17 protein-coding genes are annotated in these 17,470 nt (G+C 72.0%); 16 read left to right on the top strand and 1 reads right to left on the bottom strand.

Annotated elements, in window-relative coordinates; translation table 11 throughout:
- Positions 1–74: 74 nt before the first annotated feature.
- The 8 genes from aroC to nusB all read left to right on the top strand — a co-directional run bounded on the left by aroC (position 75) and on the right by nusB (position 6,359).
- A complete protein-coding gene (gene aroC, locus ACZ6ZT_RS16025) occupies positions 75–1,259 on the top strand; it encodes a chorismate synthase (RefSeq protein ID WP_469719773.1) in 1,185 nt (394 codons plus the stop codon).
- A complete protein-coding gene (locus ACZ6ZT_RS16020) occupies positions 1,256–1,774 on the top strand; it encodes a shikimate kinase (protein WP_469719772.1) in 519 nt (172 codons plus the stop codon). Before aroC ends, ACZ6ZT_RS16020 begins: the two co-directional genes overlap by 4 nt.
- On the top strand, positions 1,771–2,862 hold the full coding sequence (gene aroB, locus ACZ6ZT_RS16015) for a 3-dehydroquinate synthase (RefSeq protein ID WP_469719771.1): 1,092 nt from the start codon (positions 1,771–1,773) through the stop codon (positions 2,860–2,862). Before ACZ6ZT_RS16020 ends, aroB begins: the two co-directional genes overlap by 4 nt.
- On the top strand, positions 2,859–3,311 hold the full coding sequence (aroQ, locus tag ACZ6ZT_RS16010) for a type II 3-dehydroquinate dehydratase (RefSeq protein WP_469719770.1): 453 nt from the start codon (positions 2,859–2,861) through the stop codon (positions 3,309–3,311). The genes aroB and aroQ overlap by 4 nt, the downstream gene beginning before the upstream one ends.
- A 46-nt stretch (positions 3,312–3,357) precedes the next feature.
- Positions 3,358–4,095 (top strand): AAA family ATPase, encoded by a 738-nt coding sequence (locus ACZ6ZT_RS16005; RefSeq protein WP_469719769.1) that lies wholly within the window; start codon positions 3,358–3,360, stop codon positions 4,093–4,095.
- 93 nt (positions 4,096–4,188) lie between these two features.
- On the top strand, positions 4,189–5,295 hold the full coding sequence (locus tag ACZ6ZT_RS16000; protein WP_469719768.1) for an aminopeptidase P family protein: 1,107 nt from the start codon (positions 4,189–4,191) through the stop codon (positions 5,293–5,295).
- A 59-nt stretch (positions 5,296–5,354) separates the two neighbouring features.
- Complete coding sequence (gene efp / locus ACZ6ZT_RS15995) at positions 5,355–5,921, top strand: elongation factor P (RefSeq protein ID WP_469719767.1); 567 nt, start codon at positions 5,355–5,357, stop codon at positions 5,919–5,921.
- A 3-nt stretch (positions 5,922–5,924) separates the two neighbouring features.
- Positions 5,925–6,359, top strand: a complete 435-nt coding sequence (gene nusB / locus ACZ6ZT_RS15990) for a transcription antitermination factor NusB (protein ID WP_469719766.1) — start codon at positions 5,925–5,927, stop codon at positions 6,357–6,359.
- A gap of 162 nt (positions 6,360–6,521) precedes the next feature.
- Here nusB and bldD read toward each other — a convergent pair whose 3' ends face one another.
- Positions 6,522–7,022: a transcriptional regulator BldD gene (gene bldD / locus ACZ6ZT_RS15985; protein ID WP_007263032.1), complete on the bottom strand. Its 501-nt coding sequence runs from the start codon at positions 7,020–7,022 to the stop codon at positions 6,522–6,524.
- 263 nt (positions 7,023–7,285) lie between these two features.
- Between bldD and pyrR the strand changes: the two genes are divergently transcribed.
- From pyrR to pyrF, 8 genes are all read left to right on the top strand, one after another.
- Positions 7,286–7,882 (top strand): bifunctional pyr operon transcriptional regulator/uracil phosphoribosyltransferase PyrR, encoded by a 597-nt coding sequence (gene pyrR, locus ACZ6ZT_RS15980; RefSeq protein ID WP_469719765.1) that lies wholly within the window; start codon positions 7,286–7,288, stop codon positions 7,880–7,882.
- A 106-nt stretch (positions 7,883–7,988) separates the two neighbouring features.
- Positions 7,989–8,978 carry an aspartate carbamoyltransferase catalytic subunit gene (locus tag ACZ6ZT_RS15975; protein ID WP_469719764.1) on the top strand — a complete coding sequence of 330 codons (990 nt, stop codon included), beginning with the start codon at positions 7,989–7,991 and terminating at the stop codon, positions 8,976–8,978.
- A gap of 2 nt (positions 8,979–8,980) precedes the next feature.
- Entirely contained in the window at positions 8,981–10,267 is a 1,287-nt protein-coding gene (locus tag ACZ6ZT_RS15970) for a dihydroorotase (protein WP_469719763.1), read from the top strand.
- A complete protein-coding gene (locus ACZ6ZT_RS15965; protein WP_469719762.1) occupies positions 10,264–10,845 on the top strand; it encodes a PH-like domain-containing protein in 582 nt (193 codons plus the stop codon). The genes ACZ6ZT_RS15970 and ACZ6ZT_RS15965 overlap by 4 nt, the downstream gene beginning before the upstream one ends.
- Positions 10,842–11,999 (top strand): glutamine-hydrolyzing carbamoyl-phosphate synthase small subunit, encoded by a 1,158-nt coding sequence (gene carA, locus ACZ6ZT_RS15960; protein ID WP_469719761.1) that lies wholly within the window; start codon positions 10,842–10,844, stop codon positions 11,997–11,999. Before ACZ6ZT_RS15965 ends, carA begins: the two co-directional genes overlap by 4 nt.
- Positions 11,992–15,300 (top strand): carbamoyl-phosphate synthase large subunit, encoded by a 3,309-nt coding sequence (gene carB / locus ACZ6ZT_RS15955; RefSeq protein ID WP_469719760.1) that lies wholly within the window; start codon positions 11,992–11,994, stop codon positions 15,298–15,300. Before carA ends, carB begins: the two co-directional genes overlap by 8 nt.
- A gap of 92 nt (positions 15,301–15,392) precedes the next feature.
- Positions 15,393–16,502: a quinone-dependent dihydroorotate dehydrogenase gene (locus tag ACZ6ZT_RS15950; protein ID WP_469719759.1), complete on the top strand. Its 1,110-nt coding sequence runs from the start codon at positions 15,393–15,395 to the stop codon at positions 16,500–16,502.
- Positions 16,499–17,341 (top strand): orotidine-5'-phosphate decarboxylase, encoded by an 843-nt coding sequence (gene pyrF, locus ACZ6ZT_RS15945; RefSeq protein ID WP_469719758.1) that lies wholly within the window; start codon positions 16,499–16,501, stop codon positions 17,339–17,341. Before ACZ6ZT_RS15950 ends, pyrF begins: the two co-directional genes overlap by 4 nt.
- Positions 17,342–17,470: the final 129 nt, after the last annotated feature.

Raw genomic sequence — 17,470 nt, 5'->3', positions numbered from 1 at the left:
ATCGGGTGAGGCGGGTCAGGGCCGCGCACCCGATCGCGCCGTCGCAGTGCCAGGCGCGAGCATGAGGAGCATCGTTGAGCAGGTTGCGTTGGCTGACCGCAGGAGAGTCGCACGGACCGGCCCTGGTCGCGACGCTGGAGGGCCTTCCCGCCGGCGTCCCGGTCACCACCGAGCTGGTGGCGGACCACCTGGCCCGGCGCCGGCTCGGCTATGGCCGCGGTGCCCGGATGAAGTTCGAGCAGGACGAGATCACCTTCCTCGGCGGCGTCCGGCACGGACTGTCCCAGGGCTCCCCGATCGCGGTCATGATCGGCAACACCGAGTGGCCGAAGTGGGAGACCGTCATGTCGGCCGACCCGGTCGACCCCTCGCTGCTCAAGGAGACCGGCCGCAACGCCCCGCTCACCCGTCCGCGCCCCGGCCACGCCGACCTCGCGGGCATGCAGAAGTACGGCTTCGACGAGGCCCGGCCGATCCTGGAGCGCGCCAGCGCCCGTGAGACCGCCGCCCGTGTGGCCCTCGGCGCCGTCGCCCGCTCCTTCATCAAGGAGGTCGCGGGCATCGAGATCGTCTCCCACGTGGTCGAACTCGCCGCGGCGAAGGCCCCCTACGGAGTCCTGCCGACCCCCGCCGACGTCGAGAAGCTCGACGCCGACCCGGTCCGCTGCCTCGACGCCGACGCGTCGAAGGCGATGGTCGCCGAGATCGACCAGGCCCACAAGGACGGTGACACCCTCGGCGGCGTCGTGGAGGTCCTCGCCTACGGGGTGCCCGTCGGCCTCGGCTCCCACGTCCACTGGGACCGGCGCCTCGACGCCCGCCTCGCCGCCGCCCTCATGGGCATCCAGGCCATCAAGGGCGTCGAGGTCGGCGACGGCTTCGAGCTGGCCCGCGTACCCGGCTCCCAGGCGCACGACGAGATCGTCTCCACTCCCGAGGGCCTCAAGCGCACCTCCGGCCGCTCCGGCGGCACCGAGGGCGGTCTGACCACCGGTGAGCTGCTGCGCGTACGGGCCGCCATGAAGCCCATCGCGACCGTGCCGCGGGCGCTGGCGACCGTCGACGTGGCGACCGGCGAGGCGACGGTGGCCCACCACCAGCGCTCCGACGTCTGCGCGGTGCCCGCCGCGGGCATCGTCGCCGAGGCCATGGTCGCGCTCGTGCTGGCCGACGCCGTGGTCGAGAAGTTCGGCGGCGACTCGGTCCCCGAGACCCGCCGCAACGTCCGTTCCTACCTCGACAACCTGCAGATCCGGTGACCGCCGGACCACTGGTCGTCCTCGTCGGCCCCATGGGGTCCGGCAAGTCCACGGTGGGCGCGCTGATCGCCGAACGGCTCGGCGTCGCCTACCGGGACACCGACGCCGACATCGTCGCCGCCACGGGCCGGGAGATCTCCGACCTGTTCGTCGACGAGGGCGAGCCGTACTTCCGCGAGCTGGAGCGGCGGGCCGTCGCGGCCGCCGTCGCCGAGCACACCGGAGTCCTCGCCCTCGGCGGCGGCGCCGTCCTCGACGAGGGCACCCGCGCCCTCCTCGGCGGGCTGCCCGTGGCCTACCTGTCGATGGACGTCGAGGAGGCCGTGCGCCGCGTCGGCCTCGGCGCGGCCCGCCCGCTGCTCGCCGTCAACCCGCGCCGCCAGTGGCGCGAGCTGATGGACGCCCGGCGCCCCCTGTACACCGAAGTAGCGCGCGTCGTGGTGGCCACCGACGACCGCACCCCCGAAGAGGTCGCCCAGGCGGTCCTCGACGCTCTGGAGTTGAAGGACGTATGACAGACCAGGTGACGCGCATCAAGGTCGGCGCGAGCGCGGGACACGAGGCGTACGACGTGCTGGTCGGCCGGCAGCTGCTGGGCGAGCTGGGCAGCCTGATCGGCACCCGCGCCCAGCGCGTGGCCGTGATCCACCCCGAGGCGCTCGCCTCGACCGGCGAGGCGCTGCGCGACGACCTCGCGGCGCAGGGCTACGAGGCCGTCGCCATCCAGGTGCCCAACGCCGAAGAGGCCAAGACCATCGAGGTGGCGGCGTACTGCTGGAAGGCGCTGGGCCAGTCCGGCTTCACCCGGACCGACGTGATCGTCGGCGTCGGCGGCGGCGCCACCACCGACCTCGCGGGCTTCGTGGCGGCCTCCTGGCTGCGCGGGGTGCGCTGGATCGCGGTGCCGACCACCGTCCTCGCGATGGTCGACGCGGCCGTCGGCGGCAAGACCGGCATCAACACCGCCGAGGGCAAGAACCTCGTCGGCGCCTTCCACCCGCCGGCGGGCGTGCTGTGCGACCTCGCCGCGCTGGACTCGCTGCCGGTCCACGACTACGTCAGCGGTCTCGCCGAGGTCATCAAGGCCGGGTTCATCTCCGACCCGAGGATCCTGGAGCTGATCGAGGAAGACCCGGGGGCGGCGCGCACGCCCGAGGGCCCGCACACGGCCGAGCTGATCGTGCGCTCCATCCAGGTCAAGGCCGACGTGGTCTCCAGCGACCTCAAGGAGGCCGGACTGCGCGAGGTCCTCAACTACGGCCACACCCTCGCGCACGCCATCGAGAAGAACGAGCGCTACAAGTGGCGCCACGGCGCGGCCGTGTCCGTCGGCATGGTCTTCGCCGCCGAACTGGGCCGGCTCGCGGGCCGCCTCGACGACGCCACGGCCGACCGGCACCGCGAGATCCTCGGGGCCGTCGGGCTGCCGCTGACCTACCGCGGCGACCAGTGGCCCAAGCTGCTCCAGACCATGCAGCTCGACAAGAAGTCCCGCGGCAACCTGCTGCGCTTCATCGTCCTGGACGGCCTGGGCAAGCCCACCGTCCTGGAGGGCCCGGACCCGGCGCACCTGATCGCCGCGTACGGCGAGGTGTCCGCGTGAGCGACGGCGCGGCCCGCAGGGTCCTCGTCCTCAACGGCCCGAACCTGGGCCGGCTCGGCTCCCGCGAGCCCGACGTCTACGGGGCCACCTCGTACGCCGGGCTGGTGGAGAGCTGCCGCGCCCTGGGGGCGGAGCTCGGCTTCGACGTGGAGGTCCGCGAGACCAACGACGAGGGCGAGCTGGTGCGCTGGCTGCACGAGGCCGCCGACGGGAAGCTCCCCGTCGTGATCAACCCGGGCGCCTTCACGCACTACTCGTACGCCATGCGGGACGCGGCGGCGCAGCGCACCGCGCCGCTGATCGAGGTGCACATCTCCAACCCGTACGCCCGCGAGGAGTTCCGGCACACGTCCGTCATCGCGGCCGTGGCCACCGGTACCGTGGCGGGCTTCGGGCTGGGCTCCTACCGGCTGGCGCTGCGCGCGCTGGCGGAAGAGGTCACGGCCTGAGATAACGTTCTCGCATCAGTCGCCTGAACGAGACGGAGTGGCGCGGATGCAGCACGGAGTGGGGGGCTGGAGTCCGCCGACGGGTCAGCACCCGGCGGCGCCCCCGCCGCCGCCGATACCCCCGGCCCAGGGCTGGCCGGTGACCCCGGTGCCCGAGGCCACGGGGCACATCCCGCTGCCCCCCGCCGTGGCCGCGCCGCCCGTTCCCCCCGCGCCGGGCACCGGCGGCGCCACGCTCGCGGTCCTGCTCATCGGCCCGGCGGGGGCCGGCAAGACCACCGTGGCCCGGCACTGGGCGAACACCCGTCCGGTGCCGACCGCCCACATCAGCCTGGACGACGTCCGCGAATGGGTGTGCTCCGGCTTCGCGGATCCGCAGTCCGGCTGGAACGAGCACTCCGAGGCCCAGTACCGCCTGGCCCGGCGCACCTGCGGCTTCGCCGCCCGCAACTTCCTGGCCAACGGGATCTCCTGCATCCTCGACGACGCCGTCTTCCCCGACCGCCCGGTGGTGGGCCTGGGCGGCTGGAAGCGGCACGTGGGGCCGGGGCTGCTGCCGGTGGTGCTGCTGCCCGGCCTGGAGATCGTCCTCGACCGCAACGCCGCCCGCTCCGGCAACCGCCGCCTCTCCGACGAGGAGGTCGCCCGCATCCACGGCCGGATGGCCGGCTGGTACGGCTCCGGACTGCCCATCATCGACAATTCACACCTCGACGTGGAAGGCACCGCGCGGGCCCTGGACGAGGCCCTCGCGCGGGCGGCGGCGGCCCCCGGAGGCTGGTAGCCGCCCGCCCCCGGTCCCGTCCCGCCGGGGTCCGCGTCCCGTCCGGATGCGCTCGCCAGGCCGGATGCGCGGTGCGCTCGTACGCTCGAAGACATGTCAGACGTGTACGCGACCCGCAGGGGACTGCTCCGCGACCGCTGTACGGCCGCGGGCAGCTCCGCCGCACTGATCACGCGTCCGGCGAACGTCCGCTACCTCGCCGGGGCGTCCCCGCTGGGCGCCGTCCTGCTGGTCGGACCCGCCGAGGACGTGCTGTTCTGCGCCGCCGCGCCCTCCTGCGAGGCGGACGAGGGACGGCTCGACGAGCGGCTGCGCCTCTCCGTGCTGTCCAGCCCCGGTGCCGACCCGGCCGTGGCCGCGGCCGACCTGGCCGCCGCCGGACGGGCCGAGTCCCTGGCCGTGGAGGAACACCACCTCACCGTCGGCCGGCACCGGGCCCTGCACTCGGTGGCGCCCCGGCTGCGGCTGGCCGACCTCGGCTCCGCCGTCGAGCAGCTGCGCCTGGTCAAGGACGAGGAGGAGATCGCCTGCCTGCGGATCGCCGCCGAGATCGCCGACCAGGCCCTCGGCGAGCTGCTGGAGTCGATCCTGGTCGGCCGCACCGAACGCCACCTGGCCCTGGAGCTGGAACGCCGCCTCGTCGACCACGGCGCCGACGGCCCGGCCTTCCCGACCTCCGTCGGCACCGGCCCGCATTCGGGCCGGGGCCGGCACCGGCCCTCGGACCGGCGGGTGGAGGAGGGCGATTTCCTCTCCGTCTGCCTCGGTGCGAACTACCGCGGCTACCGCTGCGAAATCGGCCGCACCTTCGTGATCGGGACCACCCCGGCCGACTGGCAGATCGAGCTGTACGAGCTCGTCTTCGCCGCCCAGCGGGCCGGCCGGGAGGCGCTCCTGCCGGGCGCCGCCTACCGCGACGTGGACCGCGCGGCACGGTCCGTGCTGGACTCCGCGGGCCACGGGGAAGCCCTCGCGGGATGGATGGGACACGGGGTGGGCCTCGAAATCGACGAGGACCCGCAGCTTGCACCTACGGCAATGGGTAAACTGGACGCTTGCGTGCCGGTCACCGTCGAACCGGGGGTTCACCTCCCGGGCCGGGGAGGTGTCCGGATCGATGACACGCTCGTCGTGCGCCCCGAGGCGGACGGCGGTCCCGAGCTACTCACCATTACGACCAAGGAGCTGCTCGCGCTCTAGCCCGCGTGGCCGGGCTGTGCGCGCATCCGTGGTCTTCCAGTGCAGGAGATTCCGCAACCGTGGCTTCCACGAACGACCTCAAGAACGGCATGGTGCTGAAGCTCGACGGGGGCCAGCTCTGGTCCGTCGTCGAGTTCCAGCACGTCAAGCCCGGCAAGGGCCCGGCCTTCGTGCGTACCAAGCTCAAGAACGTGCTCTCGGGCAAGGTCGTCGACAAGACCTTCAACGCCGGTGTGAAGGTCGAGACGGCCACCATCGACCGCCGTGACATGCAGTTCTCGTACATGGACGGCGAGTACTTCGTCTTCATGGACATGAGCACCTACGACCAGCTCATGGTCGACCGCAAGGCCGTCGGCGACGCCGCCAACTTCCTCATCGAGGGCTTCACCGCCTCCGTGGCCCAGCACGAGGGCGAGGTGCTCTACGTCGAGCTCCCGGCCGCCGTCGAGCTGACCATCCAGCACACCGACCCGGGCGTCCAGGGCGACCGCTCCACCGGCGGCACCAAGCCCGCCACGCTGGAGACCGGTTACGAGATCCAGGTCCCGCTGTTCGTCACCACGGGCGAGGTCGTCAAGGTCGACACCCGCACCAGCGACTACCTCGGCCGGAAGAGCAACTAACCCGTGGCTGCTCGGAGCAATGCGCGCAAGCGCGCCTTCCAGATCCTGTTCGAGGCCGACCAGCGCGGGGTCCCCGTGCGCGAGGTCCTCGCGGACTGGATCCGCCACGCGAGGTCGGACGACCGGCAGCCGCCGGTCAGCGCCTTCACGATGGACCTCGTCGAGGGTTACGCCGACAAGGTGAACCGGATCGACGAGCTGATCGTCACCTACGCCGTGGACTGGGACCTCGACCGCATGCCGGTCGTCGACCGCAACATCCTGCGGCTGGGCGCCTACGAGCTGATCTGGGTCGACGAGACCCCGGACGCCGTGGCGATCGACGAGGCCGTCCAGCTGGCCAAGGAGTTCTCCACGGACGAGTCGCCCTCGTTCGTGAACGGGCTGCTGGGCCGCTTCAAGGACCTCAAGCCGAAGCTGCGCCGCAGCGAGGCCTGACGCGGGACACCGCGCCGTACGGAAGGGCCCGCGACGCGAGCGTCGCGGGCCCTTCCGTTGTCGCGGTCCCCGCGGCGCGCGGACATGCGAAACCGGCGGGTGCCGGGGCCCTGAAGGGGCCCCGGCACCCGCCGGTAACGTTTCTGCTGGGCCGGCCGGGGACTAGATGTCCTCGTGGGCCACCGCGCGGCGCGCGTCCGCGTCCAGGACGCCCCAGCTGATGAGCTGCTCGGTCAGGACGGAGGGGGACTGGTCGTAGATGACGGCCAGGGTGCGCAGGTCGTCCTGGCGGATCGACAGCACCTTGCCGTTGTAGTCGCCGCGCTGGCTCTGGATGGTCGCCGCGTAGCGCTGGAGCGGGCCGGCCTTCTCGGCGGGCACGCCCGCCAGCCGCTCCAGGTCCAGGCGCAGCTTCGGCGGCGGCTCGGCCGCTCCGCCGGGCGTCGTGCCCGGCAGCAGTTCCTGCACCGGAACACCGTAGAAGTCCGCCAGCTCGGCAAGGCGCTGGACGGTCACGGCGCGGTCCCCGCGCTCGTAGGACCCGACCACCACGGCCTTCCAACGGCCCTGGGACTTCTCCTCGACACCGTGAAGGGAGAGGCCCTGCTGGGTGCGGATGGCGCGGAGCTTGGCCCCGAGCTGTTTGGCGTATTCGCTGGACATAACGCTCCCGGACGCTGTGACGCTGTGACGACATGGACGACAGGCGACATGGTTGACATGCGGCTCCGTCGCGCGGCTGGTAACTCACTGTGAGGTTACGCAGCGTTACGTGGATGCGTCAAGCCGAATGCCGTTCGACGCCCGCCCGCGAGGGCCGCCGCGGCGCCCGTGCGAAGCCGGGCGCCCGTTCCTGGTACGGTGGACGGCGTACATCAGACGTCCTTTAAGGTCCGTCCCGTGAGGCGGAGAAGGAGGTCCTTTTCATGGACAGCCAGACTTCCCCGGCTTCTTCGGAAGCCGGATCCGAGGCGGCGCGCCCCGTACTGGAGGCGCAGGACATCGCCCGGGTCCTGACCCGCATCGCCCACGAGATCGTCGAGCGCGCCAAGGGCGCCGACGACGTGGTGCTCCTCGGCGTTCCCACCCGCGGCGTGTTCCTCGCCGGCCGGCTGGCCGCCAAGCTCGAAGAGATCACCGGTGCCAAGATCCCGGTGGGCTCCCTCGACATCACCATGTACCGCGACGACCTGCGTCTGAAGCCCGCCCGGGCGATCGGCCGCACCGAGATCCCCGGCGACGGAATCGACGGCCGCCTGGTGGTCCTCGTCGACGACGTGCTCTTCTCCGGACGCACCATCCGGGCCGCCCTCGACGCCCTCGGCGACATCGGCCGGCCGCGCGCCGTGCAGCTCGCCGTCCTCGTCGACCGCGGCCACCGCGAACTGCCGATCCGCGCCGACTACGTCGGCAAGAACCTCCCCACGTCGCTGCGGGAGACCGTCAAGGTCCAGCTCCAGGAGGAGGACGGCCGGGACGCCGTTCTGCTCGGCCAGCGGACCGACCAGGCCTCCGGGCAGTAGCCCGTACGGACGCCGGACCCCCCGACCGGGGGTCCGCGCCGCAGCCTGCCCTGCCCGTATTCCAGTCAGCCCGCCTGCCTGCCCTCCCGACTTACGGAGCACCCAGATGAAGCGCCACCTCATCTCGGCCGCCGACCTCACCCGCGACGACGCCGTCCTCATCCTCGACACCGCCGAGGAGATGGCCCGCGTCGCGGACCGGCCGATCAAGAAGCTGCCCACCCTGCGCGGCCGTACGATCTGCAACCTCTTCTTCGAGGACTCCACCCGCACCCGGATCTCCTTCGAGGCCGCCGAGAAGCGCCTGTCCGCCGACGTGATCAACTTCGCGGCCAAGGGCTCCAGCGTCTCCAAGGGCGAGTCCCTCAAGGACACCGCGCAGACCCTGGAGGCCATGGGCGTCGACGCCGTGGTCATCCGGCACAGCGCCTCCGGGGCCCCCTACCGGCTCGCCACCTCCGGCTGGATCGACGCCCCCGTCATCAACGCGGGCGACGGCACCCACCAGCACCCCACCCAGGCCCTGCTGGACGCCTTCACCATGCGCCGCCGCCTCGTCGGCCGGGACGCCGGGCTCGGCAAGGACCTCGACGGCCGCCGGATCACCCTCGTCGGCGACGTCCTGCACAGCCGCGTGGCCCGCTCCAACGTGGACCTGCTGCACACCCTGGGCGCCGAGGTCACCCTGGTGGCCCCGCCCACCCTGGTGCCCGTCGGCGTCGAGACCTGGCCGTGCGAGGTCTCGTACAGCCTCGACGAGGTGCTGCCGAAGTCCGACGCGGTCATGATGCTGCGGGTGCAGCGCGAGCGGATGAACGCCGCCTTCTTCCCCACCGAGCGCGAGTACTCGCGCCGCTACGGCCTGGACGCCGCCCGGATGGCGCGGATGCCCGGGCACGCCATCGTGATGCACCCCGGCCCGATGGTCCGCGGCATGGAGATCACCGCCGAGGTCGCCGACTCCGACCGCTGCACGGTCGTCGAGCAGGTCGCCAACGGCGTCTCGATCCGGATGGCCGTCCTCTACCTGCTGCTCGGCGGCTCCGAGCCCGCCGTCACCACCACCGCCGCCCCGCGTACCGAGGAGAACAAGTAACCATGAGCAAGATCCTTATTCGTGGCGCGAAGGTGCTCGGCGGCGAGGCGCAGGACGTCCTGATCGACGGCGAGAGCATCGAAGCGGTCGGGACCGGCCTGTCCGCCGAGGGCGCGAGCGTCATCGAGGCCGAGGGCCGGACGCTCCTGCCGGGCCTGGTCGACCTGCACACCCACCTGCGCGAGCCGGGCCGCGAGGACTCCGAGACCGTCCTCACCGGCACCCGCGCCGCCGCCTCCGGCGGCTACACCGCCGTCTTCGCCATGGCCAACACCTTCCCGGTCGCCGACACCGCCGGCGTCGTCGAGCAGGTCTGGCGCCTGGGCAAGGAGTCCGGCTACTGCGACGTGCAGCCCATCGGCGCCGTCACCGTCGGCCTGGAGGGCAAGAAGCTCTCCGAGCTGGGCGCCATGCACGAGTCCGCCGCCCGCGTCACCGTCTTCTCCGACGACGGCAAGTGCGTGGACGACGCCGTGATCATGCGCCGCGCCCTGGAGTACGTGAAGGCCTTCGGCGGCGTCGTCGCCCAGCACGCCCAGGAGCCCCGCCTCACCGAGGGCGCCCAGATGAACGAGGGCGTCGTCTCCGCCGAGCTGGGCCTCGGCGGCTGGCCCGCCGTCGCCGAGGAGTCGATCATCGCGCGCGACGTCCTCCTCGCCGAGCACGTCGGCTCCCGGGTGCACATCTGCCACCTCTCCACCGCCGGCTCCGTCGAGATCGTCCGCTGGGCCAAGTCCCGCGGCATCGACGTCACCGCCGAGGTCACCCCGCACCACCTGCTCCTCACCGACGAGCTCGTCCGCTCGTACGACCCGGTCTACAAGGTCAACCCGCCGCTGCGCACCGAGCGCGACGTGATGGCCCTGCGCGAGGCGCTCGCCGACGGCACGATCGACATCGTCGCCACCGACCACGCCCCGCACCCGCACGAGGACAAGGACTGCGAGTGGGCCGCCGCCGCCATGGGCATGGTGGGCCTGGAGACCGCCCTGTCCGTCGTCCAGCAGACGATGGTGGAGACCGGCCTGCTCGACTGGGCGGGCGTTGCCGAGCGGATGTCGTACGCCCCGGCGCGCATCGGCGGCCTTCCGCACCACGGACGACCCGTCTCGGCAGGTGAACCCGCCAACCTCACCCTGGTCGACACCTCGTACCGTGGTGTCGTGGACCCCGCGCACTTCGCCTCCCGCAGCCGCAACACGCCTTACGAGGGCCGTGAGCTGCCGGGGCGCGTCACTCACACCTTCCTGCGGGGCCGGGCAACGGTCGTGGACGGGAAACTGGCGTGACACCTGCAGTGATCCAACTGGCCGCCGAGGCCGCCGAACGACAGTCGGCGGAGGTGACGGACTGGGGCGCCCGCATCGCGTGGGTGGTCGGTCTGCTCGTCTTCATCGCGTTCGTGTACTGGCTGATGCGGCAGGGCTGGAAATGGCGCGGCGCCCTGCAGAGCGATCTGCCGGAGCTGCCCGCCGCCCCGAGCGGCCTGCCCGCGCACCGGCTGGCCCTGACCGGCCGCTACCACGGGTCCACCACCGCCGGGCAGTGGCTCGACCGGATCGTCGCCCACGGCCTGGGGGTGCGCAGCCGGGTCGAGCTCACGCTCACCGACGCGGGCCTCGACGTGGTCCGTCCGGGTGCCACCGACTTCTTCGTACCGGCCGCGCGGCTGCGCGGCGCCCGCCTCGACAAGGGGATCGCGGGCAAGGTACTCACCGAGGGCGGTCTGCTCGTCGTCACCTGGGCGCACGGCGACAAGCTGATCGACTCCGGATTCCGCTCCGACCGCGCGGCCGAACACGCCGCCTGGGTCGAGGCGATCAACTCCATGAACCAATCCATCACGACGGAAGGCGCCGAACGATGACGACCTCCACCAGGGGAGCAGCCAAAGCTCCCGCCGTACTCGTCCTGGAGGACGGCCGGATCTTCCGCGGCCGTGCCTACGGCGCTGTGGGGGAGACCTTCGGCGAGGCCGTGTTCTCCACGGGCATGACCGGCTACCAGGAGACCCTCACCGACCCGTCGTACCACCGGCAGGTGGTCGTGATGACCGCCCCGCACGTGGGCAACACCGGGGTCAACGACGAGGACCCCGAGTCCTCCCGCATCTGGGTGTCCGGCTACGTGGTCCGCGATCCCGCCCGCGTCCCCTCCAACTGGCGCTCGCGGCGCACGCTGGACGACGAGCTCGTCGCCCAGGGCGTCGTCGGGATCTGCGGCGTCGACACCCGCGCCCTCACCCGCCACCTGCGCGAGCGCGGCGCCATGCGCGTCGGCATCTTCTCCGGCGAGGCCGTCATGGACGACGCCGTGCTGCTGGCGAAGGTCCAGGACGCCCCGCAGATGAAGGGCGCGGACCTCTCCGCCGAGGTCGCCACCAAGGAGGCGTACGTCGTCCCCGCGATCGGCGAGAAGAAGTTCACCGTCGCCGCCGTCGACCTCGGCATCAAGGGCATGACCCCGCACCGGATGGCCGAGCGCGGCATCGAGGTGCACGTGCTGCCCGCCACCGCCACCGTCGAGGACGTGTACGCGGTCAATCCGGACGGCGTGTTCTTCTCCAACGGCCCGGGCGACCCGGCCACCGCCGACGGCCCCGTCGCCGTCATGCGGGGCGTGCTGGAGCGCAAGACCCCGCTCTTCGGCATCTGCTTCGGCAACCAGATCCTCGGCCGCGCGCTCGGCTTCGGCACGTACAAGCTGAAGTACGGCCACCGCGGCATCAACCAGCCGGTGCAGGACCGCACCACCGGCAAGGTCGAGGTCACCGCGCACAACCACGGCTTCGCCGTCGACGCGCCCCTCGACCGGGTGTCCGAGACCCCCTTCGGCCGCGCCGAGGTCTCCCACGTCTGCCTGAACGACCAGGTCGTCGAGGGCCTGCGGCTGCTCGACCAGCCGGCCTTCTCCGTCCAGTACCACCCCGAAGCGGCAGCCGGCCCGCACGACGCCGCCTACCTCTTCGACCGCTTCACGTCTTTGATGAGCACCGCCCAGATGGAGGCCGAGCGTGCCTAAGCGCACCGATATCCAGTCCGTCCTGGTCATCGGCTCCGGCCCGATCGTCATCGGGCAGGCCGCCGAGTTCGACTACTCCGGCACCCAGGCCTGCCGCGTCCTCAAGGCCGAGGGCCTGCGGGTCATCCTGGTGAACTCCAACCCCGCGACGATCATGACCGACCCGGAGATCGCCGACGCCACGTACGTCGAGCCGATCACCCCCGAGTTCGTCGAGAAGATCATCGCCAAGGAGCGTCCCGACGCGCTCCTGCCCACCCTCGGCGGCCAGACCGCGCTCAACACCGCGATCTCCATGCACGAGCAGGGCGTCCTGGAGAAGTACGGCGTCGAGCTCATCGGCGCCAACGTCGAGGCCATCAACAAGGGCGAGGACCGCGACCTCTTCAAGGGCGTCGTCGAGGCCGTCAAGGCCAAGATCGGCTACGGCGAGTCCGCCCGCTCGGTGATCTGCCACACCATGGACGACGTCATCCAGGGCGTCGACACCCTCGGCGGCTACCCCGTCGTCGTGCGCCCCTCCTTCACCATGGGCGGCGCCGGCTCCGGCTTCGCCCACGACGAGGAAGAGCTGCGCCGCATCGCCGGCCAGGGCCTGACGCTCTCCCCGACCACCGAGGTGCTCCTGGAGGAGTCCATCCTCGGCTGGAAGGAGTACGAGCTGGAGCTGATGCGCGACACCAAGGACAACGTGGTCGTCGTCTGCTCCATCGAGAACTTCGACCCGATGGGCGTGCACACCGGCGACTCGATCACCGTCGCCCCGGCGATGACGCTGACCGACCGCGAGTACCAGCGGCTGCGCGACATCGGCATCGCGATCATCCGCGAGGTCGGCGTCGACACCGGCGGCTGCAACATCCAGTTCGCGATCGACCCGGCCGACGGCCGCGTCATCGTCATCGAGATGAACCCGCGCGTCTCGCGCTCCTCGGCGCTCGCCTCGAAGGCCACCGGCTTCCCGATCGCCAAGATCGCCGCCAAGCTGGCCATCGGCTACACGCTCGACGAGGTCCCCAACGACATCACCGAGAAGACGCCGGCCTCCTTCGAGCCGTCCCTCGACTACGTCGTCGTCAAGGCCCCGCGCTTCGCCTTCGAGAAGTTCCCGCTCGCCGACTCCACCCTCACCACCACCATGAAGTCGGTGGGCGAGGCCATGGCCATCGGCCGCAACTTCACCGAGGCCCTCCAGAAGGCCCTGCGCTCCCTGGAGAAGAAGGGCAGCCAGTTCACCTTCGTCGGCCCCGTCGGCGAGAAGGAAGAGCTCCTCGCCCTCGCGGTGCGCCCCACCGACGGCCGCATCAACACCGTCATGCAGGCCATCCGGGCCGGCGCCACCCAGGAAGAGGTCTTCGAGTCCACGAAGATCGACCCCTGGTTCGTCGACCAGCTCTTCCTGATCAAGGAGATCGCCGACGAGCTGGCCGCCGCCGAGAAGCTCCACCCCGAGCTGCTCGCCGAGGCCAAGCGGCACGGCTTCTCGGACGCCCAGATCGCCGAGATCCGCGGCCTGCGCGAGGACGTCGTCCGCGAGGTCCGCCACGCGCTCGGCGTCCGCCCGGTGTACAAGACGGTCGACACCTGCGCCGCCGAGTTCGCCGCGAAGACCCCGTACTTCTACTCGTCCTACGACGAGGAGTCCGAGGTCGCCCCGCGCACCAAGCCCGCGGTGATCATCCTGGGCTCCGGCCCGAACCGCATCGGCCAGGGCATCGAGTTCGACTACTCCTGCGTCCACGCCTCCTTCGCCCTCAGCGACGCCGGCTACGAGACCGTGATGGTCAACTGCAACCCCGAGACCGTCTCCACGGACTACGACACCTCCGACCGCCTGTACTTCGAGCCGCTGACGCTCGAAGACGTGCTGGAGATCGTCCACGCCGAGTCGCTGGCCGGCCCCATCGCCGGCGTCGTCGTCCAGCTCGGCGGCCAGACCCCCCTCGGCCTCGCCCAGGCCCTCAAGGACAACGGCGTCCCGGTCGTCGGCACCCCGCCGGAGGCCATCCACGCCGCCGAGGACCGCGGCGCCTTCGGCCAGGTCCTCGCCGACGCCGGACTGCCCGCCCCCAAGCACGGCACCGCCACCACCTTCGCGGGCGCGAAGGCCATCGCCGACGAGATCGGCTACCCGGTCCTCGTCCGCCCGTCCTACGTGCTCGGCGGCCGGGGCATGGAGATCGTCTACGACGAGACCCGCCTGGAGTCGTACATCGCCGAGTCGACGGAGATCTCGCCGACCCGCCCCGTGCTGGTCGACCGCTTCCTCGACGACGCGATCGAGATCGACGTGGACGCCCTCTACGACGGCCACGAGCTCTACCTCGGCGGCGTCATGGAGCACATCGAGGAAGCCGGCATCCACTCCGGCGACTCGGCCTGCGCCCTGCCCCCGATCACCCTCGGCGGCTACGACATCAAGCGGCTGCGCGCCTCCACCGAGGCCATCGCCAAGGGCGTCGGCGTCCGCGGCCTGATCAACATCCAGTTCGCCATGGCGGGGGACATCCTCTACGTCCTGGAAGCCAACCCGCGCGCCTCCCGGACCGTCCCCTTCACCTCGAAGGCGACCGCCGTCCCGCTCGCGAAGGCCGCCGCCCGCATCTCGCTCGGCGCCACCATCGCCGAGCTGCGCGAGGAGGGCATGCTCCCGAAGAACGGCGACGGCGGCACCCTGCCGCTCGACGCGCCGATCTCCGTCAAGGAGGCCGTCATGCCGTGGTCGCGCTTCCGCGACATCCAGGGCCGCGGCGTCGACACCGTCCTCGGCCCGGAGATGCGCTCCACCGGCGAGGTCATGGGCATCGACTCCGTCTTCGGCACCGCCTACGCCAAGTCCCAGGCCGGGGCCTACGGCCCGCTGCCGACCAAGGGCCGCGCGTTCATCTCCGTCGCCAACCGCGACAAGCGCTCGATGATCTTCCCGGCGCGCGAGCTCGTCAACCACGGCTTCGAGCTGATGGCGACCTCCGGCACCGCCGAGGTGCTGCGCCGCAACGGCATCAACGCCACCATCGTGCGCAAGCTCAGCGAGGGCGAGGGCCCGGACGGCGAGAAGACCATCGTCCAGCTCATCCACGACGGCCAGGTCGACCTGATCGTCAACACCCCGTACGGCACCGGCGGCCGGCTCGACGGCTACGAGATCCGCACGGCGGCCGTGGCGCGCAGCGTCCCCTGCCTGACCACGGTCCAGGCGCTCGCCGCCGCCGTCCAGGGCATCGAGGCGCTCGGCCGCGGCGACGTGGGCGTGCGCTCCCTCCAGGAGCACGCGGAGCAGCTGACCGCGGCCCGCGACTGACGACAAGCCCGTACGAAGGAGGGGGACCCCCGGCGCGCCGACCGCGCGCCGGGCGTCCCCTTCCTCATGAGCGCAGAGGGACCCCAGGCACCGTGTACAAACTCTTCTTCGACCTCGTCTTCAAGCGGATGGACCCGGAAAAGGCCCACCACCTGGCCTTCCGCTGGATCCGGCTCGCCGCCCGCACCCCCGTGCTGCGCACCTTCGCCGCGGCGGCCCTCGCGCCCCGCTACGCGTCGCTGCGCACCGAGGCCCTCGGCCTGCGGATGCACGGCCCCTTCGGGCTCGCGGCCGGCTTCGACAAGAACGCCGTCGCCATCGACGGCATGGCCATGCTCGGCTTCGACCACGTCGAGATCGGCACGGTCACCGGCCGGGCCCAGCCGGGAAACCCCAAGAAGCGGCTGTTCCGGCTCGTCCCGGACCGGGCGCTGATCAACCGGATGGGCTTCAACAACGAGGGCTCCGCGGCCGTCGCCGCGCGCCTGGCCGCCCGTACGCCGGTCTTCCGGACCGTCGTCGGCGTCAACATCGGCAAGACCAAGGCGGTGCCGGAGGACGAGGCCGTCGCCGACTACGTCCTGTCCACCGAGCGCCTCGCCCGCCACGCCGACTACCTCGTCGTCAACGTCTCCTCCCCGAACACCCCGGGCCTGCGCGACCTCCAGGCCACCGCGTCGCTGCGCCCGCTGCTGAGCGCCGTGCGCGAGGCCGCGGACCGCGCCGTGCCCGGGCGCCGGGTGCCGCTGCTGGTCAAGATCGCCCCCGACCTCGCCGACGAGGACGTCGACGCCGTCGCCGACCTGGCGCTGGAGCTGGGCCTGGACGGCATCATCGCCACGAACACGACGATCGCGCGCGAGGGCCTCGGCCTGAAGTCCGCGCCCTCGCTCGTCAAGGAGACCGGCGGACTGTCGGGCGCCCCGGTCAAGGAGCGCTCCCTGGAGGTCCTGCGCCGCCTCTACGCGCGCGTGGGCGACCGGATGGTGCTGGTGGGCGTCGGCGGCATCGAGAACGCCGAGGACGCCTGGCAGCGCATCCTGGCGGGCGCCACCCTGATCCAGGGCTACAGCGCCTTCATCTACGAGGGCCCCCTCTACGCCCGCGCCCTCCACAAGGGCCTGGCCGCGCGCCTGGCCGCCAGCCCGTACGCGACCCTGGCCGAAGCCGTGGGCGCCGAGACCCGAAAGGCCGCCCTGTGAGCCCCGTGACCCCCTTCGGAACCCGTCTGCGCGCCGCCATGGACGCGCGGGGGCCGCTGTGCGTCGGCATCGACCCGCACGCCGGGCTGCTCGCCTCCTGGGGCCTCGGCGACGACGTCGCGGGCCTGGAGCGGTTCTCCCGCACGGTCGTGGAGGCCCTCGCCGAGGAGGTCGCCGTCTTCAAGCCGCAGGCGGCCTTCTTCGAGCGGTTCGGCTCGCGCGGCGTCGCGGTGCTGGAGCGTACGGTCGCCGACGCTCGGGCCGCGGGCACGCTGGTGCTGATGGACGCCAAGCGGGGCGACATCGGCTCCACGATGGCCGCGTACGCCGAGGCCTTCCTGGACCCGGCGTCCCCGCTGTTCTCCGACGCGCTCACCGTGACCCCCTACCTGGGCTACGGCTCGCTCGCCCCCGCGGTGGAGCTGGCGCGGCGGTCGGGGGCCGGCCTGTTCGTGCTGGCCCTGACCTCCAACCCGGAGGGCGCGGAGGTGCAGCGCGCCGTACGCGAGGACGGGCGGACCATTGGCGCGACGATGCTGGCGCACCTGGCGGCCGAGAACGCCGGGGCCGCGCCGATGGGCTCCTTCGGCGCGGTGGTCGGCGCCACGCTGGGCGATCTGTCCTCCTTCGACCTGGACATCAACGGGCCGCTGCTGGCCCCGGGCATCGGTGCCCAGGGCGCGACGGCCGCGGACCTGCCGGCGGTGTTCGGCCAGGCCGTCGGCAACGTCGTCCCGAACGTCTCCCGGGGCGTCCTGCGGCACGGTCCGGACGCCGCCGCCCTGCGCGCGGCCGCCCGCCGTTTCGCGGCCGAGATCCGCGAGGCCGTCTCCGCCTGACCCCGCCCGCGACACGCGTATGGCACGCCCTGACGAAATTCGAACGTCCTTCCCCGGACAAAACCGGGGTAGTTTGTCCCTGATGTACGGTTCAGTGGAGGCTGACCAGGACTTTTCGTCCGTTCTCGC

Source organism: Streptomyces sp. NPDC102258 (assembly GCF_055584685.1).
The sequence above is the reverse complement of the archived record's forward strand: the minus strand, read 5'-3'. Positions and strand labels throughout refer to the sequence as shown.